This is a genomic window from Dialister sp. UBA1703 (genome assembly GCA_002320515.1).
Lineage (GTDB): Bacteria > Bacillota > Negativicutes > Veillonellales > Dialisteraceae > Dialister.
Window position 1 is genome coordinate 8,931 of sequence record DCJJ01000161.1, and the last position, 22,539, is coordinate 31,469.

Sequence of the window (22,539 nt, forward strand, 5' to 3'; positions counted from 1 at the left end):
ATGAATGAATCAGTGCTTCCCTATATTTCCAGCACCCTGTATCCGTGATATGATAATAAAAGAAGGAAGAGCCATGACTCTTCCGCAGGAAAGGAGCGGCTCCCTATGAAACAGACTTTATTGATTGTATCTGCCAAAGCGGATGCCGGACTTTCCAATGAAATCCTTCACCTCATCCGGGAAGATGAAGAAAAGGGAGACGGAGGCTTCAGCGAAAACAACCTTCGCATCCTCACCATGAATGAAGAGCAGTGGCGGCTGCACCGCAATGCCGTAATGCCCAAAGTCCATGTCCTCTTCATCGGACGGCCGGCGCAGGGCCTGTGGCTCCATGAGGATATGGCGGTGCGGTTTGAAAAATTCGGCATCCGCTATGGATGGAGCGGCCGCTATGCCTTTCTCTATGTAGAGGAAAAGGCGCTGAAGGATCATCAGGTCTATGACCGTTTCCTGAAAGAGCTGAAGGCCCTCTGCACCCTGGAGGACGTGATTCAAAGCCCCAAAAGGCTGGATGCCCTGCAGCTCATAGGCATGCTCTGCGTGGCCCTGCTGGTCCCCTTCGGAAGCGTGCTGGTGGGAGGGAAGCTCATCAAAGACTGGTATGCCAATGACAACCTGATGAAAAAGCAGCAGTATGTATACGGTATCTTCCACCTGTACAGGAACCACCTGAAGGAATTTATGAAGGAAGAAACTAAGGAAGGATAGAGACTAAGGAAGGATAAAAATATGAAAAGCTACGAATTTACACCGGAAAGAGTATGTTCCAGAAAGATTACCTTTGACCTGGACGATGAAAAGAAAATCCACCATTTGAAATTCCAGGGCGGCTGCCCGGGAAACCTTGCCGCCATCGCAAGGCTGTTGGAAGGAAGAAGCGCCAAAGAAGCGGCTGACATCCTTCGGGGCAATGAATGTGCCGGAAAAGGCACCTCCTGCGCCGACCAGCTGGCCCATGCCCTGGATAAGGCACTGGACGGGACACGGTAAGGGAAAGGGCCGGGCCCGCCAAAGGCGGGCGGATGCAGAGGGTGCAGAGGGTGCAGAAGGTGTGGAAGGTGTGGAAGGTGTGGATTGCCCTTCAGGCAATGATGATAAAAGCTGCCTGCGGCGGCAATACCTACTTACCAGCCCACCAGCCCACCAGTACACCAGTACACTAGTACACCAGCCCACTAAACAATATAGGAAAGGACTGTGAAAATGATTGCCATTTTTCACAGTCCTTTTTACATGGTCATTTTCGTCAGGGAAACAGTGGAATCAGTGCTTTCTCAAGGCTTCCAGTTTCCTTCTTCTTCTTCTCACCCGGTTGATATGGCGCTCGAACTGTCCGCTTTCGATGAATTCCGCCAGCACCAGCTGGTCAAATACCGGCACGGTGCAGGAATAGAAGCCCACCTTTTCCCGGTAAAGAGAAATCATAGGTTCCGGCAGCACCAGGTAGCCCACCCGGATGGAGGGGGCAATGGTTTTGGAAAAGCTGTTCATGTAAATCACCGACCCTGAAGGCGCAAGGGAAAAGAGAGTGTCTTCGGGTTTGGACAGAAGGGTGAATTCGGAGTCAAAATCATCTTCAATGATGAATCCCTTCCTTCCCTCCGCCCAACGGATATACTCCGCCCGCTTGGACGCGCTGGCAGTAATACCGGAGGGGAAGCTGTTGAAGGGGGTCACATGGAGCACGGAGGCCCGGCTCCTCGCCAGCTCCTTTGACTCTATGCCCTCCTTCCCCATGGCAAGCATTTCCACCTCCACCTGGCTGGCCTCGTAAACCTTCCGGATTTTTTCATAGGACGGATTTTCCAGCCCGTATACACGGTCCCTTCCCAGCACCTGCACATTGAGGCCATAGAGATACTCCGCCCCGGATCCGATGATGATTCCTTCCGGCGGTACATGCATATCCCGGCTCCTGGACAGGTAGGACGCCAGGGCCTCCCGAAGCTCCCGGCAGCCCTGGTTGGGCGAAGGATTCAATATTTTCTCCCCGTAGGTGGAAAGCACATTCCTCATGGTTCTGGCAAAGGCGGAAAAAGGAAATAAATCCCGCTCCATTTCATCCCGCCGCTCCACTGCCACCGGCTCCGCCGCCCTCCGTCTTTCCCTTCTCCCTTCGGACACAGGGTAGGCATCCCTTTCCTTGTAAATCACAAAGTAGCCGCTCCGCTCCCTTGGCTCCACATATCCTTCCTCCGTCAGAAGCTCATAGGCATGCTCCACCGTAATCACGCTGTATCCGGATTCATCGGCCAGCTGCCGCTTGGAGGGAAGCCTGCTGCCGGAGGTGTAAACGCCGCCGGTAATTTTTTCGCGAAGGGCTGTGTAAAGTTTCATGTAGCCGGTCATGGTCGGCTCCTTTCTTTCTTAGTGAACTAGTGATCTAGTGTTCTAGTGTTCTAGTGGGACAGTGTTCTAGTGGGACAGGGGGACAGGGGAATAGTGGGAGAGGGGGGACAGAGATCAGCGGATAGCTGATAGCGGCCAGCGGTCTTCTGGTTATGTTTTTTTGAATCTTTCTGGTGATTTCAATAAGTTCAGTTTCATATTATAATTCATACCATAATGAAATGCAAAGGAGCGCTGATTATGATTCATGAAAACTGCATAGACCCTCTGCCGGCAGTCCACAGCCGGCACAATACAAGGTGGCTCACCATCTGCGGTCTTTTTATGGCTATGAACGTGGCCCTGTCTTCCTTCGGCCTGCCGGTGCCCGGCGGCCATCTGTATCTCAATGATATCATCATCGTCACCGCCGCCCTCATTCTTGACCCGGCCGGTGCCTTTCTGGTAGGCGGCGTCGGTGCCTTCCTGGGGGATTTCTTCTTTTATCCCCTGCCCATGTTCGTATCCCTTGTGACCCACGGGCTCCAGGCCATGGCGATTTCCTATATGGCCCATCACTGCTTTAAGGGAAACCGTTTTCTGGGCGTGGCTTCTGCAGTACTGGTAGGCGCAGTCATTATGGTGACAGGCTATTCCCTGGGCCGGGCCTATGTGTACAGCACTCCTGCCTATGCCTGGATCAAGCTCCCCTATGAAATCCTGCAGGCCCTTTTCGGCGTCATCTGCGGCCCTTTCCTGGTATGGAAACTGAAGCTGGATGAAAAGGTAAAGAAACTGATTGATGGAAAGTATTGAAATAAAAAAGACTATGGAGAAATGTCATATTTCTTCATAGTCCTTTTTTTAGTTGGTTTAAAAGCCCTATGGTTCAAAGGGTGGTGGACTGCCCTTTGTGCAATGATGATAAAAGCAGCGTTACCATACTCACTTCTCTGTGACTGCGCCTCATATCCATCTACAGGATAGGGAACAGGATACGGGCCAGGTAGATGGTGGTGGTCATGGTAATGCAGGACAGGAATGTGCTCATCATCACCAGTTCCGTGGCAAAGTCTTCGCAGTTATGGAATTCCACGGCGTAAAGCACGGAATTCACTGCCGCCGGAACGGAGGACATGATGAGGATGGTCTGGCTCACTGCAGGGTCAAAGGCAATGCCCATGAAGCGCCATGCGTGGATGAGGCAGAATGCCACCAGCGGCCCCATGACAAGGCGCACGAAGCAGCCCAGCCAGGCATCCACATCACCGAAGGAAATCCTGCTCCTGTGAATCTGCATGCCCAGGGCAATCATGACGATGGCCACCAGGGCGGAGGCGCAGTTCTGGAAAATAGGCCAGAGGAAGGTGGCAGTCATGTCAAAGCCGGAATACTTGATGGCAAACACCGCCACCAGGGTATAGATAACAGGCATATGAAATACCACGGACAGGGCATCCCGGGGGCTGAGCCGCCCCTTCCCCGCCTGGTAAAGGCCCAGGGTATTAAGGCACATATTCATCTGCACCAGCATCATGGTGGCTGCCGCACCGGCCACGGTCAGATAGGGGGTCTTGCCATCCACAATGTAGGGCGAATTAGAAAACACCAGGGCAATCAGGGCGATACCGATATTTCCATTATTGGAAAACATGGTACCGTTCTTGAAAGCCTCCGTTTTGGCCGTGGAAAAGCCCCTCACCTTTCCCACCGCCATGCCGATGAATCCCAGAATGAACATGAGGGCAAAGGACAGGAGGAACACGTGAAGCATGGCCATATCCAGCTTGGCCACATAAATGCTGTAGAAAATGAAACAGGGCAGCACCACATAGAAGGTAAGTTTGGTGAGGGACGCCACATCCATATGGTAGCGCCGGTCCAGGAAGTAGCCGATGGCCACGAACACCAGAAGAGGCAGGATATTGTCGGAAATAATCTGTAAAAATGCCATCATATGCCTCCTTACATGGCCACAGGGAAAAGAATGCGGGAAAGATAAATCATGACAGTCACCGTCACCGCTCCCGCCACGGTGTTGAAGAGCACGGACTGGGTGACGAATTCCGGATGATTCTTATATTCCACGCTGTAAATGATAAGGGCCATGGACGAAGGAATGGCGGCGTAAAGGAAGAACACCTGCTTGGCCACGGGGCTGAGGAAATCGGAAAATCCAATCGTAAGGCAGAAAGCCAGGAAAGGGGCAAGGAGCAGCTTTAACGCTCCGGACAGGAAATCCGCCGCCTTTGGCATTGCCAAACGGCTCCGGTGGAGCTCAAGCCCTATGGTTACCGTAATCAGGACGATGAAAGCGCCGTTGAAATGCTGCAGCACCGGCCACAGGAAACTATGTTCCAGAGGAATGCCTGCCATACGGACAAGCACCGCCAGGATGGCCGCATAAAGGGCGGGCATCCGGAAAAGATAGCGGAAAAGTTCACTGGCGGAAGCGCCCCGGCTTCGAATGAGGGCGGCTCCGAATACGTTCACCGCCAAATTCATGAGGATCATAAGCACCGCCATGGTGCCCATGGCCTCCGCCAGAAAAGGATGGTCCCCTCCTTCCGCAAAGGGGGGATGGCTGTAAATCAGCATCACCAGTGCCGCTCCGATGTGACCGGAGTTGGAGAAAGTGGACACCGCCTTGAACTCATCCCGCTCTTCACTGGAAAGGGGAAGAAATTTGGAAAAAACGCCGGAAAGCAGGTACATCAAAAGCAGAAGGATGATGGCCGCCGGAATGACCGCCATATCTGCCCCGCTGCCCTGGTACTGATACATACTGGAAAAAATGAAGCACGGCAGCACCACCATCACCGTAAGACGGCTGTAGGTGGAAATATCGATTTTAAACCGGCTGTCCAGAAACCATCCTGCCCCGATGAAAACGAAAAGTGGAAGAATATCATTCCACAGAATGGAAAAAAGAATCATGGTACCCCCTTATGGATGCCAAAGCATCCCTGGTTTTATTTTTATGTAAAAATCGGTTCAGGAAAAGAGCCGGTTATGACCGAATGGAATGGACCGCATACTCCATGAAGGCTTCCCGGATGGACCAGGCGGGACTCTTTCGTTTCCAGCCGAAGGAAATGGTATACTTCGTTTCCCAAAGATCGATGCGCACCATGTCCCGGAAAGCTGTCTCTGCATTCCAGTGAATCATATTGGCCGGGCAGAAAAGAGCGCCCACGGACCTCATGCTTAAATCAATGAGGGTCCCCATGTTATCAGAAGAAGCAGCAATCTCCGGCTTGAAGGAAGCCCTGTCCAGATAACCGGCCGCCGCCTCTCCGGCCACATTGTCCCGGCTGGTTACGACGAAGGGAACGGACCGGAGTGATTCCATGGATTCCAGATGGGAATGGGCCAGCTTTTCTATATCATCCTCAGAAAAGCCGCAGCTGAAAAGCAGCTCCTTCGATACCAGAAAAGCAATGTGTTCCTCATAGAAAGGTCTTGTCACAATGCCTTCCACCGCTTTGCCGAAACGGGCCACTGCCAGGTCCAGGTCTCCTTCCCGCACCATCTTTTCCAGATCGGTGTTGCTGCTTTCCACCAGCGTAAAGGACACCTTCGGATAGAGCTTTCGAAATTCTGCGCAAAGGGCAGGCATGATTTCCCGCTCCCTCATAAATCCTGTACCGATACGAAGAGTGCCTCTCTGATTATCAGCCACATCGGAAAGGGCACGGCGCAGCTCTTCTTCCTCATCCGCCAGGCGAAGGGCATATTCATAGAAAACCCGCCCGCCATTGGTCAGTTCCAACGGCACATGGCGAAGGAAAAAGGGCATGCCCCATTCCTTTTCCAGTGAAGAAATACTGGCCGACAGAGCCTGCTGGGTCATATGAAGTTTCTCCGCCGCCCTGGTGAAATTTTTCTCCCTGGCCAGCATGATGAAATAAGAAATACTCTGAAAATTCATGGGCCCTCCATTTACAGTCCAATTTGACTGCATACAGTATACCGCAGGAAACAGGATTTGTTCAATGAAAACAGCAGAAAAACAGGGAAGAAGAACTTCCCTGTCTTTTCCTGCCGCCGAGATGGTTACCACAGGTGGAAAGCCAGATCAATGCCGCAGATATGGCAGATTTCATCAGCCCGATACATTCTGCGGCGGGCAAACCAGAGCACAATGGCTCTTTCCTTACCCATTTCATTCACAGCACCCATGATTTCTCTGCTCAGATTCTTTTTCATATGAAAGACCTTCTTTCTATACTCATTAGGAACTCTTTATCTTTCCTCTATGGGTAGTATAGAATTTTCCGGTCACAATATCCAACTGTTGATTTATGTAATTATTACAAGCATCCCTTGTTTTTTAGTTCTCAAAAGGCCATGGCGCCTCAGGGTTTAAACTTATACCCCACGCCCCAGATGGTCAGAATATGCTTCGGGTCGGAAGGATCCTCCTCCACCGCCTCCCTGAGACGATTGATATGTACCGGCACAGTGGACGTATTTCCCAAAGAATCCATGCCCCAGATCCTGGTATACAGGGACTCCCTGCTGAACACCACATCCGCATGAACCATGAGGAACTCCAGAAGCTGGAACTCCTTATTAGGCAGCACCTTTTCCTCTCCCCTCACGAAAATGCGGTGGGTATCAGGCTCCAGTGTAATGCCGCCAATGCTGATTTTCTTCCTTCTTTCCCCGGTGCCTTTCAGCCTTTCATACTGGGCCAGCTGGGACTTCACCCTGGCCACCAGCACACCGGGAGAAAAGGGCTTTTCGATATAATCATCGGCACCAAACCCCAGTCCCCTGATTTTATCGATGTCGCTTCTTCTGGCAGTGACCATCATAATGGGAATATCGATTTTATCCCGAAGTTTCCTTACAATCTGAAAACCGTCCACGCCGGGCAGCATGATATCCAGAAGGATCAGATCGTAATCTCCGGTGAGGGCTTCCGTCAAACCGGCAGTGCCGTTTTCCTCCACCTTTACCTCATAGCCTCCTACTTCCAGATAATCCCTTTCGATGGATGCAATATCATCATCATCTTCCACAATCAGTATCCGTTTTTTCATGTATATCCTCCAGTGGTAATACAATATCTACCTTCAATCCGTGAGGCTTCCTGCTGCTGAATGTGACCCTGCCCTTCATCAGATGCACCGCCCTTGCCACAATGGAAAGCCCCAGACCGCTTCCTTTGTCAGTGCGGCTTCTGGCCTTATCAGTACGGAAGAAGGCCTCCTTGAGCCGTCCCAGCGCTTCTTCCGGCACACCGGGGCCGTCATCGGACAGGGTGAGGATGGCCAGGCCGCCCCTTTTCTTTACCTCTATATCTATATGAACCCTCTCCTCTGTTTTGTAGCGGATGCTGTTGGAAACCAGATTTTCCACCACCCGTTCCAGAAGGAGAAGATTCCCCTCCACCTTCACCGCCTCTTTGGCTTCTATATGGAAATCGGCGCCATTCCTGCCCCAGTTCAGCCGGTTTTCCTCCACGAACTGACTGACCACCCGGGATAAATCCAGCGATTCTGTAGGAAGGGCCTTCTCCCCGATATCCATTTTCGTCAGAAGCAGCTGCTGCTCCACCAGCCTTTCCAGTACATCCGCCTTTCTGCGGATAACCTGGAGATACCGCTCCTGCATGGCCGGCGTGGAAGCCACATGGTCCAGAAGCCCTTCCACATAGGCCTTGATGGACGTAAGGGGCGTACGTATATCATGGGAAATGGACGCAATGAGCTCCTTCCTCTTTTGCTCGTCCTCCTCCTTTTCCTCCAGCGACCGCTTCAGCCGCCAGGCCATGACATTGAACGTCTCTATGGCAGGGCTGAACTCATCATTTCTTTCATAATCCAGATGGACCGACAGATTGCCCTTCCGCACCTCCTCTGCCCCCCGCTCCAGCTCCTTCAGGGGAGCCAGAATGCGGCGGATAATGAAACGGGACAGGAAATAGCTGGTAGCCACGATAAACATGCCGAGCACCACAAGGATGAAACGGGTCACGGCCCGGGCCGCCTTTTCAATGGCCCCGTCATTCCTGAACTTCGGATGATGGGCCATGATATAGAGATGGTAAATTTCGTCATGAATGATAGTCTTCTCCATAAAGCGGTAATCATCGCCGTCGGTGACGCTGTAGCTGCTGTTTCCCTCCCGGCCGTCCAGCTTTGCCGGCAGCCCCTCTGCCTTAAGGTTCTCTATCCCCTGCCGGCCTTCCTTCTCATTGCCATAACGGTAAAGAGTGGTTCCATCCTTCTCCAGCGCCACATAGGTGGACAAGGGATCCGTAATCTCCATCACCCAGCCATAGCGCTCCAAAGGCTCCCTGTGGCGGAGGCCGTGAAACAGGGTGGTGCGGATGACCTGGGAAATCACGTTAAACTGGAATCCGCTCTCCGCCATCACATGATTCCCGCTGGCCGCATAAAGAAGCAGCCCTCCAAAGGCGGAAGCCAGCACGAAAAATGTCATGAGGAAAGGAAGAATGCATACCGCAATATGGCTTAATATCAAACTTTTTCGAATGGTCATGGAATCACCTGGATGATAAAAAGTGTTCAGAGGGTTCAAAAGGGGGGCGGGCCCGAAGGGCTCGCGGGTTGTATGGAAAGGTTGTGGAAAAAGGTTCGGAGGTTTGACGGGCCTTTGGCCCGAGGGTTGTGGATTGCCCTGTCGGGCAATGAATGAATATATGCCGCCTATCGGCGGCACTAAAAACCGAACAACCGGGCTGCGCCGTTGGAAATGCACCACTTTTGGTGCTGCGCACCACCTTCCCCCCCGGTGGGGGGACTTTACTCTCCACTTACCTTCCCGCCCGTCACGTCATTCTGAGCCGCAGGCGAAGAATCCCAGTACGTGCCGATAATGAGACATTTGCCTATAAATACCGGTGGGCGGGAAGGAAGCCGCAGAAGATTACGGAGCTGCCTGCCCGGCCCCTTTGCGGCCCTATCAGCCCTATCATACAAACAGCCGGAACAAACTGCAACCGCCATGGTTTCAGTTTATTTTTTATTTAACCTTCCATACATAATCATTAACATGGTTCCTGTAGAGTAAGGATAAGGAATTCTTACAGGAGGAATCTATGAAAACACTGCGAAACCATCCTTATCTTACGCTTCTCTTCTTTACCCTTTTCCTGTATCTGGCGGGAAACCAGCTTTTGGCCATAACGGACACAGCGGAGTCCAATTACGCTTTAACTGCCAAGGAAATGGTGCTTTCCGGCGACTGGATTTCTCCCAGAATTTACGGCTGCTTCTGGTACGACAAACCCATTTTTTATTACTGGGAACTGGCCCTGTCCTTTACCCTCTTCGGGTTCAACGAAATGGCTGCCCGTCTGCCTGCCGCTCTCTTTGGCTCTGCCTCGGTGCTCTTTACTTATTGGTTCGCTCGCCGCACCTATGGGGAAAAGACAGGCTGGCTCTCCGCCATCATCCTGGGCACCTCGGTGGAATGCTGGATTCTCTCCAAGGCCGTCATTACCGACTCCACCCTCTTCCTTTTCATGAGCGGCGCCGTGGCTTTCTTCTACCTGGGGTATACGGAAAACAGGAAATACTATTTCCTCTGCTATCTCTTTGCTGCCCTGGCCACCCTCACCAAGGGCCCCATCGGCATCCTCCTTCCCGGGCTTGCGTGCCTGCTCTTTCTCCTCTATAAAAAAGACCTGAAGGAAATGGCCCATGTGCACCTCCTTTCCGGCCTTGTCCTTTTCATCCTGATAGCCGGCGCCTGGTACGGCACCATGTGCTATCTCCACGGCAAAGATTTCCTTCTGAACTTCATCGGAGTGCACAATGTGCTCCGGGCCACGGTTTCCGAGCACCCCTCCCACAATAAATGGTATTTCTACCTTATGATTTACTTCATCGGCTTTGCGCCCTGGAGCTTCTTTATCCCCTTCTCCCTTTTCCGCCGCTGGAAAGAAAGGAAACTGGATCTTCGAAGCGCCGACGACATGACCCAGCTTCTTGTGATTTACGCCTTCGTAATTTTCCTTTTCTTCCAGCTGGTGGCTACCAAGTACACCACCTACACCTTCCCCGCCCTCTTCTCCCTTTCCATCCTCACCGCCCGCCTTTACAGGGATTATGATTTCCGCATAGAAAAGGCAGGCCTTGCCTTAGGCGTGGTATACACAGTCCTTACCGTGGCCGCAGCTCCTTCCATCATGCTTTCCCGTTCCGGCAAGGAAATCGGGGAAGCCCTGGCCCGTATGGACACTTCCAATAAGACCATTGCCTTTCTCCATGATTACCGCACCTCCGCCGTCTTCTACAGCGGAAAGACCATCTACCGCGCCGAACCGGGCGATAAGATAGCTTCCATGGAACCCGGTACCCTCTCCTGGAATGCGAAGAACGTCATGCCCTTCGTGGCTGAAGAAAAACTGCTGGATAATCCGGACGCCCTTCTCATTACAAGTAAAAACAGCTCAGCCCCCTTCCTCATTGCCTATAATAAAGAAGATTTGGCATCCCGTATCAATGTCCCCGGTAAATACACCCTGTGGCTGAGGTAAATCATGCGTTTATCTCATAAAATGCCTCATAACCGGCAACGGACTCATAAATAACTGCCTTTACTTTTTCGAGGAAAAGCGATATACTATAGCAGTCAACGAAATGGCGGTGTAGCCAAGCGCTAAGGCGTGGGCCCTGCAAGGCCCTTATCCCCGTGTTCAACTCCGGGCACCGCCTCCAGCAATATAAAAGCTCCTGGAAATCCAGGAGCTTTTTTGATGTGTATAAGGGCCGCAGGGCGGCCCGGGTTCAGAGGATTCAGAAGGTTCAAAGGGTTCAAAGGGAAAGGGGGGACGGGGCCTTTGGCCCCGTGGGCTCTTAAGGTTCTTAGGTTTGACAGCGCCTATGGCGCTGAGGGTTGTGGTATCGCCCTTTGAGCCACTGCGTGGCAGGGTTCAAAGGGTTCAGAGGGGTCAGAGGGTGTTAATTGCCGCCGAAGGCGGCACTAAAAACCGAACAACCGGGCTGCGCCCGTTGGAAATGCACCCCTTTTGGTGCTGCGCCCCACCTTTCCCCCGGTGGGGGGACTTTACTCTTCACTTACCTTCCAGCCCGTCACGTCATTCTGAGCCGCAGGCGAAGAATCTTGGTACATGCCGATAGTACCTCATCGCTGATAAATACCAGCCGGAAGGCGGAAAGCCGATAGCCGATAGCCGACAGCCGATAGCGGTTTTCTCACTCCTTCGGCACGGGGCCGTACTTGTTCTTTTTGTTCTCTCCGGGGAAGAAGGCAAGGAGCACAACTGCTGCCATGAAGATGACCGCTACCACCCTGGTGGCGGTGAGCTGGCTTCCCAGGAACTGGCCGCCCATCTGGTTGATGGCAAAGAGGAGGAGGAAGAATACCCAGTAGTAGAGATGGGAGAGGCCGATGTCCGAAAGGCGGCGCATGGCCAGGCTGATGAGGGAGATGAAGCAGAGAGTGCCTACCACCAGGAAGGTGAAGATGTACACATTGAGGTCCCCCACAAAGAGTTCCGGTCGAAAGCAGGTGAATCCGAAGAGGATGGCGGCGGGGATGGCGGCGCCCAGCATTTTGGGGATATAGGAGCGGCGGCTCATGCGGCCTACGGGATTGAAGTAGGTCTGGAAGATTTTATGACCCACCCCTTTGGACGCTTCTTCCGCTTCCTTTTCAATGGCTTCGTTGTCAGAAAGCACTTTAGCTTCTTCACTGTCCATAAGGGCGATGGTAACCACCTTTTCCCCCTTGCCCGGTTTCGTGATGAAGATGGAGGTGACGGTGTCTGCAAAAATAGTCATGCCTGCCGCGTCTTCTCCCTTTCCTTCCGATTCGGAGAGGGCTTTGATGAAATCATCTCTTTCCCCCGCCGGCAGTTCCATGTAAATGGCGGCGGTTTTCTTATTACGGATGCACACGCCGATGATGGATACTTCTTTTCCGTAGAAGGAGAATTTCTCTTCTCCTTCAGAGAGGGAGTAGAATTCGATGTGCTTGTCTTCGTCCTTCTTTTCCCTGGTGGCGGTGTATTCTTTGGAAATGCTTCTGAGGCTGTCTCCGAGACGGATTTTTCCCGCTCTTCTTGGTTTCCTGTGTTTTCCGCCGATGGCTGCTTTGCCGGCGTTTTCTGTAATATCAGGTATATCAAAATCCATGTTCATGTAGATTCGCTCCTTTGAAATAGGGATTTTCCCCGTTTCTATTTATTGTACCATGAGAGGCAGGGAGAAAAAAGCGGCCCTGCTTTTCGTTTCATTCATAAAAAAAGAACCGGCGAGGATTCACCGGTTCTTTCTTATGACACAGGAAATCAGTCAACCAGGGCGATGATCACTTCAGGAGCGTTATCGCCGAGACGGCCGTCCAGTTTCACAATGCGGGTATAGCCGCCGTTGCGTTCTGTGTATTTCTTTGCAATTTCATCAAACAGTTTCTTTGTAACAGCCTTGTCCATGATGAAACCTTCAGCCTGACGGCGGGCATGGAGATCGCCTCTCTTAGCGAGGGAGATCATCTTGTCAGCTACATGGCGGAGTTCCTTGGCCTTGGACTCAGTGGTCTTAATCTGGCCATGCTGGAAAAGGGCGGTTACGAGACTGCGCAGCAGGGCCTTGCGGGCGCCGCTGACTCTTCTCAATCTACTACGTGCCATTTCTTTCCTCCTATAACTATATCAATCCTTGGAATCTTTGAGATGAAGTCCGTAATCCCGGAAGTTTGCCAGTTTTTCTTTGATTTCATCTACTGATTTTTTACCAAGGTTGCGTACACGGGTCAATTCATCTTCTGTCTTGTCTGTCAGTTCGCCGATGGTATTGATTTCGGCTCTCTTCAGGCAGTTGAATGCACGGACAGAAAGTTCCAGTTCGTCAATGGGAAGAGCGCGGACTGCGTCTTCATTGACTTTATCCTGAGCAGGAGCGGGGCTTTCTTCTTCTGCTTCACCTTCTGCGGTTTCGGTGCCGGGCTGGCTGATGCCGATTTTGCAGAAGTTTTCAAAGCAGCTGATAAGGATGTTGGCAGCTGTTGCCACTGCGTCGTCCGCATTGACAGAGCCGTCGGTATCCAGTTCCAGGGTCAGCTTGTCATAGTCCATTTCGTTGCCTACTCTGGTATCGCTGACTTCGTAATTGCATTTAACGACAGGAGAATAAATGGAGTCGATGGGGATAACGCCGATGACGTCTTCCTCTCTCTTGTTCTTTGTGAAAGGTACATAGCCATGTCCACGGTTAATGGTCATTTCCATGCCCAGATGGGCATCGGAATCCAGGGTGCAGATGGCCAGATCTTTGTTGAGAACATCTATTTCAGCCGGTAAAACCATGTCACCGGCATGGAAAATACCCTCTTTAGTGATATCGATCCGAACGGTGATGGGGAAGGTCGCTTCGTCATGGGCGATGAAACGGATCTTCTTCAGGTTCAGAATCATATCTGTTACATCTTCTCTGACGCCGTTGATAGTAGAAAATTCATGAAGCACGCCGTCGATTTTGATAGACGTAATAGCCACACCGTCTAAAGATGAAAGCAACACGCGTCGTAAACTGTTGCCCAGGGTGATGCCATAGCCTCTTTCGAGTGGTTCGCATTCGAATTTGCCATGACGCTTGTCATCGCTGAGTTCCACAGTCTTAATTGTGAAGCTAGTATTTTCGATCATCCGAAAGTCCTCCTTCTGCGCCTTGCGGCGCCAAAATGAAACAGAAAGGATATACCTTAATTATACTCTTCTGCGTTTCGGAGGACGGCAGCCGTTATGAGGAATCGGGGTGACGTCCTTAATGCTGCTGACTTCAATGCCTGCTGCCTGCAGTGCACGGATTGCGGCTTCACGGCCTGCACCCGGTCCCTTGACGAATACGTCAGCGGAACGCATGCCCTGGTCAATAGCCACTTTAGCAGCCTGTTCAGCTGCCATCTGTGCTGCGAATGGTGTGCTCTTACGGGAGCCTTTGAATCCGAGTCCGCCGGCAGATGCCCAGGCAATGGTGTTGCCGTTGGAGTCAGTAATCGTTACAATCGTGTTGTTGAAAGTAGAACGAATATGAGCTGCACCGGATTCTACATGTTTTCTTTCTTTTCTTTTTGCTTTACTTTTTACCGTAGCCATTATATCCCTCCTTCAACATTACTTCTTGGTTGCAGTCTTCTTGCCTGCAATGGTCTTCTTCGGACCCTTGCGTGTACGGGCATTGGTTTTTGTTCTCTGTCCGCGTACCGGCAGGCCTTCACGATGACGTCTGCCTCTGTAGGAACCGATTTCTACCAGGCGCTTAATGTTGAGGGATTCTTCTCTACGGAGATCACCTTCGACTTTGTAGTCAGCCAGAACGTTGCGGATTTTTGCAACGTCATCTTCTGTGAGATCTCTCACACGGATATCAGGATTGATTCCTGCTTTGTCTAAGATTTCTTTGGAAAGAGTGGGGCCAATTCCATAAATATAAGTTAAGCCGATCTCAACGCGCTTATCTCTTGGTAAGTCTACACCAGCTATACGTGCCATCTACTCTTTAACCTCCTTTTAATTAACCTTGTCTCTGCTTATGCTTCGGATTTTCACAAATGACCATTACACGGCCTTTGCGTTTGATGATCTTGCACTTGTCACACATCTTTTTGACGGACGGTCTGACCTTCATCTTGGTTCCTCCTTACTTACTTGTAACGATAGGTAATCCTGCCGTGCTCTAAATCGTAGGGCGTCAATTCCACTGTCACCTTATCCCCGGGCAGTATACGGATGAAATTCATCCTCATTTTGCCGGAAATAGTAGCCAGCACAATATGGCCGCCGTTTTCCAGTTTGACACGGAACATGGCGTTTGGAAGCTTTTCTACTACTTTGCCTTCCACTTCAATAACGTCTGCCTTGCTCATGAGAGCCTCCTTTGGCTTACATATACTGTCCGCTGGTACGATATCAGTCGCGCAGCGTCAGAATTTTGGGACCATCTTTGGTAATGGCGATGGTGTGCTCAATGTGGGCGGACGGTTTCCCGTCAGCAGTCACTACACTCCAGCCATCACGAAGAGAAATGATATCAGCACTTCCCATGGTAATCATAGGTTCGATGCAGATAACCATGCCTTCTTCAAGACGCGGCCCATGACCTGGCGTTCCGTAATTCGGAATTTCCGGATCTTCGTGCATGTCCGTCCCGATGCCATGGCCTACATATTCCCGAAGAACGCCGTAGCCGTATGGTTTCACATAGCTTTCCACGGCATGACCGATGTCGCCTACGGTGTTGCCCACCACTGCCTGCTTGATGCCGGCAAAAAGTGCGCCTTCCGTAGCCTTGATCAGCTGCATATTCTTCTTGTTGGTATGGCCTACCGGTACGGTGATACAGGAATCACCCATGTAACCATTTAATTCTACCACAAGATCGATAGAAATGATATCACCTTTTTTTAAAATTTTTCTTGCTGAAGGAATTCCGTGGACTACAGTGTCATTTACCGACGCACAGATGGATCCGGGATAGCCTTCGTATCCCTTCTCGGCGGGAATGCCGCCTCTGTCCCTGATAAATTTTTCTGCCAGATGGTCGAGGTCAAGAGTGCTCATGCCTGGCTTCACTGCTTTTTCCAGCATAGAGAGGGTTTCCGCAGTCAGACGGCTGGCTGCGGCGATTTTCTCTATTTCTTCCGGTGTATGGATGATAATCATTTAGAAGCCTTCTTTAAAGCGTCCTGGATATCAGCGTACACCTTGTCCATGGACTGGTCTCCGTCGATTTCATAGTACCGGCCGCTGACTTTGTAGTAGTCAATGAGGGGCTTGGTGGACGTTTCGTAAACGTCAAGCCGCTGGGAGATGGTCTTTTCATTATCATCAGCCCGCTGGTACAGTTCACCGCCGCAGTTGTCGCATACGCCTGCCTGCTTCGGGGGACGGAATTCTTTGTGGAAGGAAGCTCCGCATTTCTTGCATACCAGTCTTCCGCTTACTCTCTTGATGATGTCATCACGATTGGCTTTGATGCCGATGACAGCAGTAAGCTGGATGCCCAGTTCATGCAGAATGGCATCCAGGGCAGAGGCCTGGGCGGTGGTGCGGGGGAATCCGTCGAGGATCCATCCCTTTTTGCAGTCGTCCTGGGCCAGTCTTTCCTTTACGATGCCCACAGTTACACTATCCGGAACAAGGGCTCCCTTGTCCATATAGCTTTTAGCTTCCTTGCCGAGAGCAGTTCCCGATTTCACAGCCGCGCGGAACATGTCGCCGGTTGCAATCTGGGGGATGCCGTAATCACGAATGAGCTTTTCTGCCTGGGTGCCTTTGCCGGCGCCGGGAGGTCCCATTAATAAGATATACATATCCTGCTCCTTATTGTACAAAAGCCTTATTTAATAAAGCCCTGATAGTTTCTTGTAACCATATAAGACTGTGCCTGTCTCATGGTGTCCAGTGCAACGCCGACGATAATGAGGAGGGATGTACCACCGAAGTACACGCCCTGGATGCCGGTGATGTTTCCGATGAAGTTCGGAAGGATTGCAATGAATGCCAGGAAAACGGCGCCGGTCAGTGTGATTCTGGACAATACCTTATCTACATACATCATGGTGGGTTGTCCGGGGCGGATGCCGGGGATGAAGCCGCCGTATTTCTTCATATTATCTGCCAGGTCCTTGATATTCACGGAAATGGCGGTATAGAAATAGGTGAAGATAAAAATGAGGAAACCGTAGCAGATGGTATTCGGCCAGGTGCCCCATCCAAAGAAATTACCAACGGACTGGATCCAGCCTACGTGGATGAACTGTGCCAGGGTAATGGGAAGCATGAGAATGGAGGATGCGAAGATGATGGGGATGACACCGGCCTGGTTCACCTTCAGCGGCAGGTAGGTGGAATGGCCGCCATACATTCTGCGTCCGACCACACGCTTGGCATACTGGATAGGAATTCTTCTCTGTCCTTCATTCACTTCGATGACCATGAGGATCATGGCAAGGGCGATGACCAGGAACAGGAGAAGCTGGAAGGGGGAAATGGTGCCGACCTTGAGGTAATCCACCACGGTGGAAATAGCCTGCGGGAAGCGGGCTACGATACCGCAGAAGATGATAAGGGAAATACCGTTGCCGATACCATGTTCCGTAATCTTATCGCCGATCCACATGAGGAGGCAGGTGCCTGCTGTGAGGACAACGATAACAAAAAAGAAATACAGCCAGCTGTTATCAACAAGGGCATTGTTGATACGCAGGGCATAGGTCATGCCGAATGCCTGCACAGCTGCCAGGAAAATGGTGAAGTATCTTGTTACTTTCTGGATTTTCTTGTATCCTTCTGCGCCGTCTTTTCTCCATTCTTCCAGGGTGGGGATGACAGCGGTGAGGAGCTGCATAATGATGGATGAGTTGATGTAGGGGGTAATACTCATGGCAAAGATGGAGAACTTGCTGAGTGCCCCGCCGGCGAAGAGGTCCAGGAACCCGAAGAGGTTGCCCGATGTGAAAAGGCTCTCAATCACCGATGAATCAACCCCCGGCACGGGGATATGTACCCCGAGACGGAAGATGACGAACATCAGGAAAGTGAAAAGAATGCGATCTTTGAGTTCTTTATTTGCAAAAAAGTTTGCCAAAGTAGATCCCATATCAGATCACCTCTACTTTTCCACCTGCTGCTTCGATTTTCTGCTGAGCGGTCTTGGTGAAGCCCTGTGCTCTTACGGTCAGAGCCTTGGACAGTTCACCGTTTCCCAGTACACGTACACCATCGAGAACGTTCTTCAGAACACCTGCTTCAACGAGGGCTGCCGGATCAACAACAGCGTTGTCATCGAAACGATTCAGCTGTTCCACGTTGATTTCAGCGTATTCTTTAGCTAATACATTTTTAAAACCGCGCTTTGGAAGACGACGGTACAGAGGCATCTGGCCGCCTTCAAATCCCGGACGGACGCCGCCGCCTGTTCTGGCGTTCTGGCCTTTCGCACCGCGGGTAGCCTGTTTGCCCATGCCGCTTCCGAGGCCTCTGCCTACGCGACGACGTACTCTTGTGGAGCCTTCAGCCGGTTTCAGTTCATGCAGTTTCATCAGTGCACCTCCTTCTTATTATTCTGCTTCTTTGCATTCAACCAGATGCTGGACAGAGTGAATCATGCCTTTAATCTGGGGGGTAAGTTCTTTTTCTACAGAGGAATTGGTCTTGTGAAGGCCAAGTGCCTTAATAGTAGCGATATGTTCCGGTCTGGAGCCAATCACGCTTTTTTTCAGTGTAATAATAACTTTCATGAGGGGCCCCCTTAGTTGTAAATTTCGTCCAGGCTCTTTCCGCGGAGTGCTGCAACAGTTTCTGCATTTTCAAGCTTGGAGAGACCGTCCATAGTAGCTCTAACCATGTTGATGGGGTTAGAAGAACCGAGGGATTTGGTCAGAATGTTACGGATGCCTGCCAGAGCCAGTACGGCACGAACCGGGCCGCCGGCTTTGATACCGGTACCTTCGGCAGCAGGTTTCATAATGACCTTGCCGGCACCATAGATGCCCAGCATGGGATGAGGAATGGTTCCGTTTTTCAGAGCCACGGTAATCATATTTTTCTTAGCGTCTTCAACGCCCTTGCGGATAGCTTCAGGAACTTCAGCTGCCTTGCCCAGGCCTGCGCCTACTTTGCCCTTGCCATCACCGACTACTACAACTGCAGCAAAGGAAAAACGACGGCCGCCTTTAACGACTTTAGCAACGCGGTTGATGAAAACGACGTTTTCCTGTAAGTCGGATTCCTGTTTTTCAAATCTTGGCATGTGCTTTCTCCTTTTTAAAATTTCAAGCCGGCTTCGCGGGCACCTTCAGCCAGAGCCTGCACTCTGCCATGATAGATATAACCGCCGCGATCGAACACTACAGTTTCAATGCCCTTTTCCAGAGCTCTCTTGGCAACGAGAGCGCCTACAGCCTTAGCTGCTTCAGCGTTTCCGCCATAGGGGAACTGAGCCTTGATTTCTTTATCTAAGGTATTAGCCGATACCAGGGTTACGCCAGCTTCATCATCAATGACCTGTGCGTAAATGTTAGCCAGGGATCTGAACACATTGAGACGCGGGCAGGCAGCAGTACCGGAGATTTTCTTACGAAGACGCAGATGACGGCGGATGACCGCATTTCTGCTTGCATTTTTACGCATATTTTTCTACCTCCTGTCTTACTTTGTTGCGCCGGTCTTACCAGCCTTACGGCGTACGTATTCACCGGAATAACGGATACCCTTGCCTTTGTAAGGTTCCGGTTCTCTCCAGGCACGGATTTCAGCTGCTACCTGGCCAACCTTTTCCTTATCAGCGCCGGATACGAGGATCACAACGGAAGACGGAGTGGTGATTGTAATACCTTCCGGCGGTGTGATGATAACCGGATGGGAGAAACCGAGGGACAGCTTCAGGTTGGTGCCCTGCATCTGTGCATTGTAGCCAACGCCCTGGATTTCCAGTTTCTTTTCAAAGCCCTGGGTTACACCAACAACCATGTTGTGAATCAGGGTACGGGTCAGTCCGTGCAGGGAACGGTTTTTGATTTCATCATTAGGACGGGAAACCAGGATTTCATTGTTTTCCATCTTAATATCCATTTCTTCACTCAGTGCACGGGACAGTGTTCCCTTCGGGCCCTTAACTGTTACTGTATGGCCGTCAATCTTGACTTCCACACCAGCCGGGACCGCAATAGGTTTCTTGCCAATTCTTGACATTCTATACCTCCAACGGATTACCAGACAAACGCAAGAACTTCACCGCCAAGGCCTTCTCTGCGAGCTGCCTTGTCAGTCATGATGCCCTTGGATGTGGAAATAACTGCAATACCGAGACCGCCGAGAACCTTCGGCAGTTCTTCTTTGCCTGCATACACTCTCAGGCCCGGTTTGGAAATTCTCTTCAGACCTTTGATGACCTTTTCACGGTTAGCGCCGTATTTCAGGGAAACGCGGAGAACCTGGTGGCCTTCGACTTCGATCTGTTCTACGTTTTTGATAAAGCCTTCATCTTTTAAAATCGTAAGCACAGCTGCCTTAATTTTAGAAGCAGGCATATCTACCTTATCATGATATGCATCGTTCGCATTACGAATACGGGTAAGCATATCCGCAATTGGATCGGTTGTTACCATTATTTAATCCTCCTCCCGAATTACCAGCTGGCTTTTCTAATTCCCGGAATTTCGCCATTGTAAGCCAGGTCACGGAACTGGTTACGGCAAATTCCGAATTTACGCATATAGCCGTGGGGACGGCCTGTCAGTTTGCAACGGTTATGCAGACGTGTCGGAGAAGCGTTGCGGGGCAGTTTGGAAAGAGCTTCCCAGTCGCCTGCTTCCTTCAGAGCCTGACGTTTGGCTGCATATTTCTGAACAGCGAGTTCTCTCTTCTTCTCGCGTTCCAACATAGACTTCTTTGCCATATTGTCCTCCGATTATTTCTTGAACGGCATGCCGAACTGGCGCAGGAGCTCGCGGGCTTCTTCATCAGTCTTAGCCGTAGTTACTACAATGATATCCATGCCGCGGATACGGTCGATTTTTTCATAATCAACTTCCGGGAAAATCAGCTGTTCCTTTACGCCGAATGCATAGTTGCCACGGCCGTCGAAGCTCTGGTCGCTGATGCCGCGGAAATCGCGTACACGGGGCAGAGCGATGTTGATCAGACGATCGAGGAATTCATACATTCTGTCGCCGCGGAGGGTGACTTTGCAGCCCAGGGGCATTCCTTCACGGATGTGCCATGCAGCCAGGGATTTATGAGCCTTGCAGATCATCGGCTGCTGGCCGGTGATAGCTGCGAGGTCAGATGCTGCTGCATCAACTGCTTTAGAGTTTTCAGTAGCTTCGCCTACACCGATGTTGATGACAATCTTATCCAGCTTCGGGATTTCCATGTCATTCTTGTAGCCGAACTTTTCGCGCATGGTGTTTTTAATCTGCGCCTTGTACAAATCGTTTAATCTGGACACTTGTTATCCTCCTTCCCGCTTAAGCCTTGTCAATAATAGCGCCGCTCTTAACAGCTGCTCTTACATAAGAGCCGTCCTTCTGCTGGACTTTCTTTACGCGGGTCGGTTTCTTGGATTCCGGATCCAGGATCATGACCTTGGACGCATAAATCGGAGCTTCCTTCTCGATGATGCCGCCCTTGGGATTAGCCTGGCTCGGTTTCATGTGTTTCTTAACCATGTTGACGCCTTCAACGACTACACGGCCTTCCTTCGGCATAGCAGCCTTGATTTTGCCCTGCTTGCCTTTATCTTTGCCGGAAATAACGACAACAGTGTCTCCGGTCTTTACATGCAGTTTCTGACTCATCATTTGCCTCCCTATTAGAGCACTTCCGGAGCCAGGGAAATGATCTTCATGAAATCTCTTTCACGGAGTTCTCTTGCTACCGGTCCAAAAATACGTGTTCCTACCGGGCTCTTGTCGTCTTTAATAATAACAACTGCGTTTTCATCAAAGCGGATATGGGATCCGTCACTGCGGCTTACGCCGTTTACGCTGCGGACTACGACAGCCTTGACTACCTGGCCCTTCTTAACAACGCCGCCGGGGGTTGCATCTTTGACCGTGCAAACCACAATATCACCGATATTGCCGCTCTTACGGAAGGAACCACCCAGAACTTTAATAACCAGGACGTTCTTAGCACCGGTATTATCTGCAACGTTGAGTCTGCTTTCCTGCTGAATCATCGTGCCTATCCTCCTATAATTATCTTTCTATATCAGTTCTGACGGGCAACGATTTTCTCAACTCTCCAACGCTTGTCGCGAGACAGCGGGCGAGTTTCGACGATGCGTACCGTATCACCGACACGGCATTCGTTGTTTTCGTCATGCGCTTTGAACTTGGTTGTGGTATTAATAGATTTTTTGTACAGCTTGTGGGGAACTTTGCGTTCTACAGCAACAACGACGGTTTTGTCCATCTTATCGCTGACAACAACTCCCTGGCGCACCTTGCGCAACTTTCTTTCTTCTGCCACGTTGAGATCCTCCTTTGGATTAACCGTCATGCCTTCTTGGCAGCCTTCAATTCTTCTTCACGCTGAACAGTCTTGATTCTTGCGATGGTCTTCTTTACTTCGCGGATACGCATCGGATTTTCAAGCTGTCCTGTAGCGAGCTGAAAACGGAGGTTAAACAGTTCTTCCTTTAAGCCGGCAACCTTTTCATCTAATTCGGCAGTGCTCAGGTTACGAATTTCATTGACCTTCAT

At 51.0% G+C, this 22,539-nt stretch carries 33 protein-coding genes and 1 tRNA gene; 5 read left to right on the forward strand and 29 right to left on the reverse strand.

Features of this window, described 5'->3' with window-relative positions:
• Positions 1-105: 105 nt before the first annotated feature.
• Together B2Y11_RS07370 and B2Y11_RS07375 are read left to right on the forward strand one after the other, a co-directional pair.
• Positions 106-708 (forward strand): hypothetical protein, encoded by a 603-nt coding sequence (locus tag B2Y11_RS07370; RefSeq protein ID WP_291057810.1) that lies wholly within the window; start codon positions 106-108, stop codon positions 706-708.
• 21 nt (positions 709-729) lie between these two features.
• Positions 730-990 (forward strand): TIGR03905 family TSCPD domain-containing protein, encoded by a 261-nt coding sequence (locus B2Y11_RS07375; protein WP_291057811.1) that lies wholly within the window; start codon positions 730-732, stop codon positions 988-990.
• Between the two features lie 273 nt (positions 991-1,263).
• Here the strand turns inward: B2Y11_RS07375 and B2Y11_RS07380 are convergent, their stop codons facing one another.
• Positions 1,264-2,349 carry a PLP-dependent aminotransferase family protein gene (locus B2Y11_RS07380; protein WP_291057812.1) on the reverse strand — a complete coding sequence of 362 codons (1,086 nt, stop codon included), beginning with the start codon at positions 2,347-2,349 and terminating at the stop codon, positions 1,264-1,266.
• Between the two features lie 240 nt (positions 2,350-2,589).
• Between B2Y11_RS07380 and B2Y11_RS07385 the strand changes: the two genes are divergently transcribed.
• Complete coding sequence (locus tag B2Y11_RS07385; protein WP_291057813.1) at positions 2,590-3,144, forward strand: ECF transporter S component; 555 nt, start codon at positions 2,590-2,592, stop codon at positions 3,142-3,144.
• 160 nt (positions 3,145-3,304) lie between these two features.
• On the opposite strand, the gene B2Y11_RS07390 is transcribed toward B2Y11_RS07385, so the two are convergent.
• The 6 genes from B2Y11_RS07390 to B2Y11_RS07415 all read right to left on the reverse strand — a co-directional run bounded on the left by B2Y11_RS07390 (position 3,305) and on the right by B2Y11_RS07415 (position 8,841).
• Positions 3,305-4,285 carry an AEC family transporter gene (locus tag B2Y11_RS07390; protein WP_291057815.1) on the reverse strand — a complete coding sequence of 327 codons (981 nt, stop codon included), beginning with the start codon at positions 4,283-4,285 and terminating at the stop codon, positions 3,305-3,307.
• An 8-nt stretch (positions 4,286-4,293) separates the two neighbouring features.
• Entirely contained in the window at positions 4,294-5,265 is a 972-nt protein-coding gene (locus B2Y11_RS07395; RefSeq protein WP_291057816.1) for an AEC family transporter, read from the reverse strand.
• 73 nt (positions 5,266-5,338) lie between these two features.
• On the reverse strand, positions 5,339-6,259 hold the full coding sequence (locus B2Y11_RS07400; RefSeq protein WP_291057818.1) for a LysR family transcriptional regulator: 921 nt from the start codon (positions 6,257-6,259) through the stop codon (positions 5,339-5,341).
• A gap of 125 nt (positions 6,260-6,384) precedes the next feature.
• Complete coding sequence (locus B2Y11_RS07405) at positions 6,385-6,537, reverse strand: hypothetical protein (protein WP_008859835.1); 153 nt, start codon at positions 6,535-6,537, stop codon at positions 6,385-6,387.
• A 149-nt stretch (positions 6,538-6,686) separates the two neighbouring features.
• Positions 6,687-7,376 (reverse strand): response regulator transcription factor, encoded by a 690-nt coding sequence (locus B2Y11_RS07410; protein ID WP_291057820.1) that lies wholly within the window; start codon positions 7,374-7,376, stop codon positions 6,687-6,689.
• Entirely contained in the window at positions 7,345-8,841 is a 1,497-nt protein-coding gene (locus tag B2Y11_RS07415; RefSeq protein WP_291057822.1) for a sensor histidine kinase, read from the reverse strand. Before B2Y11_RS07415 ends, B2Y11_RS07410 begins: the two co-directional genes overlap by 32 nt.
• Positions 8,842-9,400: 559 nt before the next feature.
• On the opposite strand from B2Y11_RS07415, the gene B2Y11_RS07420 reads away from it, so the two are divergent.
• Both B2Y11_RS07420 and B2Y11_RS07425 read left to right on the forward strand, forming a co-directional pair.
• Positions 9,401-10,843 carry an ArnT family glycosyltransferase gene (locus tag B2Y11_RS07420; RefSeq protein WP_291057824.1) on the forward strand — a complete coding sequence of 481 codons (1,443 nt, stop codon included), beginning with the start codon at positions 9,401-9,403 and terminating at the stop codon, positions 10,841-10,843.
• Positions 10,844-10,948: 105 nt separating this feature from the next.
• A tRNA-Cys gene (locus tag B2Y11_RS07425) sits at positions 10,949-11,024 on the forward strand.
• A gap of 498 nt (positions 11,025-11,522) precedes the next feature.
• On the opposite strand, the gene B2Y11_RS07430 is transcribed toward B2Y11_RS07425, so the two are convergent.
• The 22 genes from B2Y11_RS07430 to rpmC form a co-directional block, all read right to left on the reverse strand.
• Entirely contained in the window at positions 11,523-12,470 is a 948-nt protein-coding gene (locus B2Y11_RS07430) for a DUF805 domain-containing protein (RefSeq protein ID WP_291057826.1), read from the reverse strand.
• A 149-nt stretch (positions 12,471-12,619) separates the two neighbouring features.
• Complete coding sequence (gene rplQ, locus B2Y11_RS07435; protein ID WP_291057828.1) at positions 12,620-12,961, reverse strand: 50S ribosomal protein L17; 342 nt, start codon at positions 12,959-12,961, stop codon at positions 12,620-12,622.
• Between the two features lie 21 nt (positions 12,962-12,982).
• Positions 12,983-13,975: a DNA-directed RNA polymerase subunit alpha gene (locus tag B2Y11_RS07440; protein WP_291057830.1), complete on the reverse strand. Its 993-nt coding sequence runs from the start codon at positions 13,973-13,975 to the stop codon at positions 12,983-12,985.
• Positions 13,976-14,035: 60 nt separating this feature from the next.
• The gene (gene rpsK, locus B2Y11_RS07445; protein ID WP_008859827.1) at positions 14,036-14,425 is read right to left on the reverse strand and encodes a 30S ribosomal protein S11; all 390 of its coding nucleotides are present in this window, start codon (positions 14,423-14,425) and stop codon (positions 14,036-14,038) included.
• 18 nt (positions 14,426-14,443) lie between these two features.
• Positions 14,444-14,821 (reverse strand): 30S ribosomal protein S13, encoded by a 378-nt coding sequence (rpsM, locus tag B2Y11_RS07450; protein WP_291057835.1) that lies wholly within the window; start codon positions 14,819-14,821, stop codon positions 14,444-14,446.
• Positions 14,822-14,843: 22 nt separating this feature from the next.
• Entirely contained in the window at positions 14,844-14,957 is a 114-nt protein-coding gene (gene rpmJ / locus B2Y11_RS07455) for a 50S ribosomal protein L36 (RefSeq protein ID WP_008859825.1), read from the reverse strand.
• Positions 14,958-14,973: 16 nt separating this feature from the next.
• Positions 14,974-15,195: a translation initiation factor IF-1 gene (gene infA / locus B2Y11_RS07460; protein ID WP_008859824.1), complete on the reverse strand. Its 222-nt coding sequence runs from the start codon at positions 15,193-15,195 to the stop codon at positions 14,974-14,976.
• 43 nt (positions 15,196-15,238) lie between these two features.
• Positions 15,239-15,991: a type I methionyl aminopeptidase gene (gene map, locus B2Y11_RS07465; protein WP_291057837.1), complete on the reverse strand. Its 753-nt coding sequence runs from the start codon at positions 15,989-15,991 to the stop codon at positions 15,239-15,241.
• On the reverse strand, positions 15,988-16,641 hold the full coding sequence (locus B2Y11_RS07470; RefSeq protein ID WP_291057838.1) for an adenylate kinase: 654 nt from the start codon (positions 16,639-16,641) through the stop codon (positions 15,988-15,990). The genes map and B2Y11_RS07470 overlap by 4 nt, the downstream gene beginning before the upstream one ends.
• 26 nt (positions 16,642-16,667) lie before the next feature.
• Positions 16,668-17,930 carry a preprotein translocase subunit SecY gene (gene secY, locus B2Y11_RS07475; RefSeq protein WP_291057839.1) on the reverse strand — a complete coding sequence of 421 codons (1,263 nt, stop codon included), beginning with the start codon at positions 17,928-17,930 and terminating at the stop codon, positions 16,668-16,670.
• Between the two features lies 1 nt (position 17,931).
• Positions 17,932-18,372 carry a 50S ribosomal protein L15 gene (rplO, locus tag B2Y11_RS07480; RefSeq protein ID WP_291057840.1) on the reverse strand — a complete coding sequence of 147 codons (441 nt, stop codon included), beginning with the start codon at positions 18,370-18,372 and terminating at the stop codon, positions 17,932-17,934.
• Positions 18,373-18,390: 18 nt separating this feature from the next.
• Positions 18,391-18,570, reverse strand: coding sequence for a 50S ribosomal protein L30 (gene rpmD / locus B2Y11_RS07485; protein WP_291057841.1), 180 nt, complete (start codon positions 18,568-18,570; stop codon positions 18,391-18,393).
• A gap of 11 nt (positions 18,571-18,581) precedes the next feature.
• Positions 18,582-19,082: a 30S ribosomal protein S5 gene (gene rpsE, locus B2Y11_RS07490; protein ID WP_291057842.1), complete on the reverse strand. Its 501-nt coding sequence runs from the start codon at positions 19,080-19,082 to the stop codon at positions 18,582-18,584.
• A 14-nt stretch (positions 19,083-19,096) separates the two neighbouring features.
• Positions 19,097-19,462: a 50S ribosomal protein L18 gene (gene rplR, locus B2Y11_RS07495; protein WP_008859817.1), complete on the reverse strand. Its 366-nt coding sequence runs from the start codon at positions 19,460-19,462 to the stop codon at positions 19,097-19,099.
• Between the two features lie 18 nt (positions 19,463-19,480).
• The gene (rplF, locus tag B2Y11_RS07500) at positions 19,481-20,023 is read right to left on the reverse strand and encodes a 50S ribosomal protein L6 (RefSeq protein WP_291057843.1); all 543 of its coding nucleotides are present in this window, start codon (positions 20,021-20,023) and stop codon (positions 19,481-19,483) included.
• A gap of 17 nt (positions 20,024-20,040) precedes the next feature.
• Entirely contained in the window at positions 20,041-20,439 is a 399-nt protein-coding gene (gene rpsH, locus B2Y11_RS07505) for a 30S ribosomal protein S8 (RefSeq protein WP_008859815.1), read from the reverse strand.
• A 20-nt stretch (positions 20,440-20,459) separates the two neighbouring features.
• Positions 20,460-20,729, reverse strand: a complete 270-nt coding sequence (rpsN, locus tag B2Y11_RS07510; protein ID WP_291057844.1) for a 30S ribosomal protein S14 — start codon at positions 20,727-20,729, stop codon at positions 20,460-20,462.
• Positions 20,730-20,741: 12 nt separating this feature from the next.
• Positions 20,742-21,281, reverse strand: a complete 540-nt coding sequence (gene rplE / locus B2Y11_RS07515; protein ID WP_291057845.1) for a 50S ribosomal protein L5 — start codon at positions 21,279-21,281, stop codon at positions 20,742-20,744.
• A gap of 19 nt (positions 21,282-21,300) precedes the next feature.
• Entirely contained in the window at positions 21,301-21,618 is a 318-nt protein-coding gene (gene rplX, locus B2Y11_RS07520) for a 50S ribosomal protein L24 (protein WP_298026079.1), read from the reverse strand.
• A gap of 26 nt (positions 21,619-21,644) precedes the next feature.
• The gene (gene rplN / locus B2Y11_RS07525) at positions 21,645-22,013 is read right to left on the reverse strand and encodes a 50S ribosomal protein L14 (protein ID WP_008859811.1); all 369 of its coding nucleotides are present in this window, start codon (positions 22,011-22,013) and stop codon (positions 21,645-21,647) included.
• Between the two features lie 32 nt (positions 22,014-22,045).
• Positions 22,046-22,306, reverse strand: coding sequence for a 30S ribosomal protein S17 (gene rpsQ / locus B2Y11_RS07530; protein ID WP_291057847.1), 261 nt, complete (start codon positions 22,304-22,306; stop codon positions 22,046-22,048).
• A gap of 26 nt (positions 22,307-22,332) precedes the next feature.
• Positions 22,333-22,539, reverse strand: a complete 207-nt coding sequence (rpmC, locus tag B2Y11_RS07535; protein ID WP_291057848.1) for a 50S ribosomal protein L29 — start codon at positions 22,537-22,539, stop codon at positions 22,333-22,335.

What these genes read in the sequence shown, in the direction of transcription:
- B2Y11_RS07430 (WP_291057826.1), bottom strand. Translation starts at nt 12,470, where the DNA reads ATGAACATGGATTTTGATATACCTGATATTACAGAAAACGCCGGCAAA.
- rplR (WP_008859817.1), bottom strand. Translation starts at nt 19,462, where the DNA reads ATGCGTAAAAATGCAAGCAGAAATGCGGTCATCCGCCGTCATCTGCGT.
- rpsH (WP_008859815.1), bottom strand. Translation starts at nt 20,439, where the DNA reads ATGGTAACAACCGATCCAATTGCGGATATGCTTACCCGTATTCGTAAT.
- B2Y11_RS07405 (WP_008859835.1), bottom strand. Translation starts at nt 6,537, where the DNA reads ATGAAAAAGAATCTGAGCAGAGAAATCATGGGTGCTGTGAATGAAATG.
- rplO (WP_291057840.1), bottom strand. Translation starts at nt 18,372, where the DNA reads ATGAAACTGCATGAACTGAAACCGGCTGAAGGCTCCACAAGAGTACGT.
- infA (WP_008859824.1), bottom strand. Translation starts at nt 15,195, where the DNA reads ATGAGCAAGGCAGACGTTATTGAAGTGGAAGGCAAAGTAGTAGAAAAG.
- B2Y11_RS07380 (WP_291057812.1), bottom strand. Translation starts at nt 2,349, where the DNA reads ATGACCGGCTACATGAAACTTTACACAGCCCTTCGCGAAAAAATTACC.
- B2Y11_RS07385 (WP_291057813.1), top strand. Translation starts at nt 2,590, where the DNA reads ATGATTCATGAAAACTGCATAGACCCTCTGCCGGCAGTCCACAGCCGG.
- rpsM (WP_291057835.1), bottom strand. Translation starts at nt 14,821, where the DNA reads ATGGCACGTATAGCTGGTGTAGACTTACCAAGAGATAAGCGCGTTGAG.
- rpmC (WP_291057848.1), bottom strand. Translation starts at nt 22,539, where the DNA reads ATGAAGGTCAATGAAATTCGTAACCTGAGCACTGCCGAATTAGATGAA.
- B2Y11_RS07470 (WP_291057838.1), bottom strand. Translation starts at nt 16,641, where the DNA reads ATGTATATCTTATTAATGGGACCTCCCGGCGCCGGCAAAGGCACCCAG.
- B2Y11_RS07400 (WP_291057818.1), bottom strand. Translation starts at nt 6,259, where the DNA reads ATGAATTTTCAGAGTATTTCTTATTTCATCATGCTGGCCAGGGAGAAA.
- rpsN (WP_291057844.1), bottom strand. Translation starts at nt 20,729, where the DNA reads ATGGCAAAGAAGTCTATGTTGGAACGCGAGAAGAAGAGAGAACTCGCT.
- rplN (WP_008859811.1), bottom strand. Translation starts at nt 22,013, where the DNA reads ATGATTCAGCAGGAAAGCAGACTCAACGTTGCAGATAATACCGGTGCT.
- B2Y11_RS07415 (WP_291057822.1), bottom strand. Translation starts at nt 8,841, where the DNA reads ATGACCATTCGAAAAAGTTTGATATTAAGCCATATTGCGGTATGCATT.
- rpsE (WP_291057842.1), bottom strand. Translation starts at nt 19,082, where the DNA reads ATGCCAAGATTTGAAAAACAGGAATCCGACTTACAGGAAAACGTCGTT.
- rpmJ (WP_008859825.1), bottom strand. Translation starts at nt 14,957, where the DNA reads ATGAAGGTCAGACCGTCCGTCAAAAAGATGTGTGACAAGTGCAAGATC.
- rplQ (WP_291057828.1), bottom strand. Translation starts at nt 12,961, where the DNA reads ATGGCACGTAGTAGATTGAGAAGAGTCAGCGGCGCCCGCAAGGCCCTG.
- secY (WP_291057839.1), bottom strand. Translation starts at nt 17,930, where the DNA reads ATGGGATCTACTTTGGCAAACTTTTTTGCAAATAAAGAACTCAAAGAT.
- map (WP_291057837.1), bottom strand. Translation starts at nt 15,991, where the DNA reads ATGATTATCATCCATACACCGGAAGAAATAGAGAAAATCGCCGCAGCC.
- rplF (WP_291057843.1), bottom strand. Translation starts at nt 20,023, where the DNA reads ATGTCAAGAATTGGCAAGAAACCTATTGCGGTCCCGGCTGGTGTGGAA.
- B2Y11_RS07370 (WP_291057810.1), top strand. Translation starts at nt 106, where the DNA reads ATGAAACAGACTTTATTGATTGTATCTGCCAAAGCGGATGCCGGACTT.
- rpmD (WP_291057841.1), bottom strand. Translation starts at nt 18,570, where the DNA reads ATGAAAGTTATTATTACACTGAAAAAAAGCGTGATTGGCTCCAGACCG.
- rpsK (WP_008859827.1), bottom strand. Translation starts at nt 14,425, where the DNA reads ATGGCTACGGTAAAAAGTAAAGCAAAAAGAAAAGAAAGAAAACATGTA.
- B2Y11_RS07390 (WP_291057815.1), bottom strand. Translation starts at nt 4,285, where the DNA reads ATGATGGCATTTTTACAGATTATTTCCGACAATATCCTGCCTCTTCTG.
- B2Y11_RS07440 (WP_291057830.1), bottom strand. Translation starts at nt 13,975, where the DNA reads ATGATCGAAAATACTAGCTTCACAATTAAGACTGTGGAACTCAGCGAT.
- B2Y11_RS07410 (WP_291057820.1), bottom strand. Translation starts at nt 7,376, where the DNA reads ATGAAAAAACGGATACTGATTGTGGAAGATGATGATGATATTGCATCC.
- B2Y11_RS07395 (WP_291057816.1), bottom strand. Translation starts at nt 5,265, where the DNA reads ATGATTCTTTTTTCCATTCTGTGGAATGATATTCTTCCACTTTTCGTT.
- B2Y11_RS07420 (WP_291057824.1), top strand. Translation starts at nt 9,401, where the DNA reads ATGAAAACACTGCGAAACCATCCTTATCTTACGCTTCTCTTCTTTACC.
- B2Y11_RS07375 (WP_291057811.1), top strand. Translation starts at nt 730, where the DNA reads ATGAAAAGCTACGAATTTACACCGGAAAGAGTATGTTCCAGAAAGATT.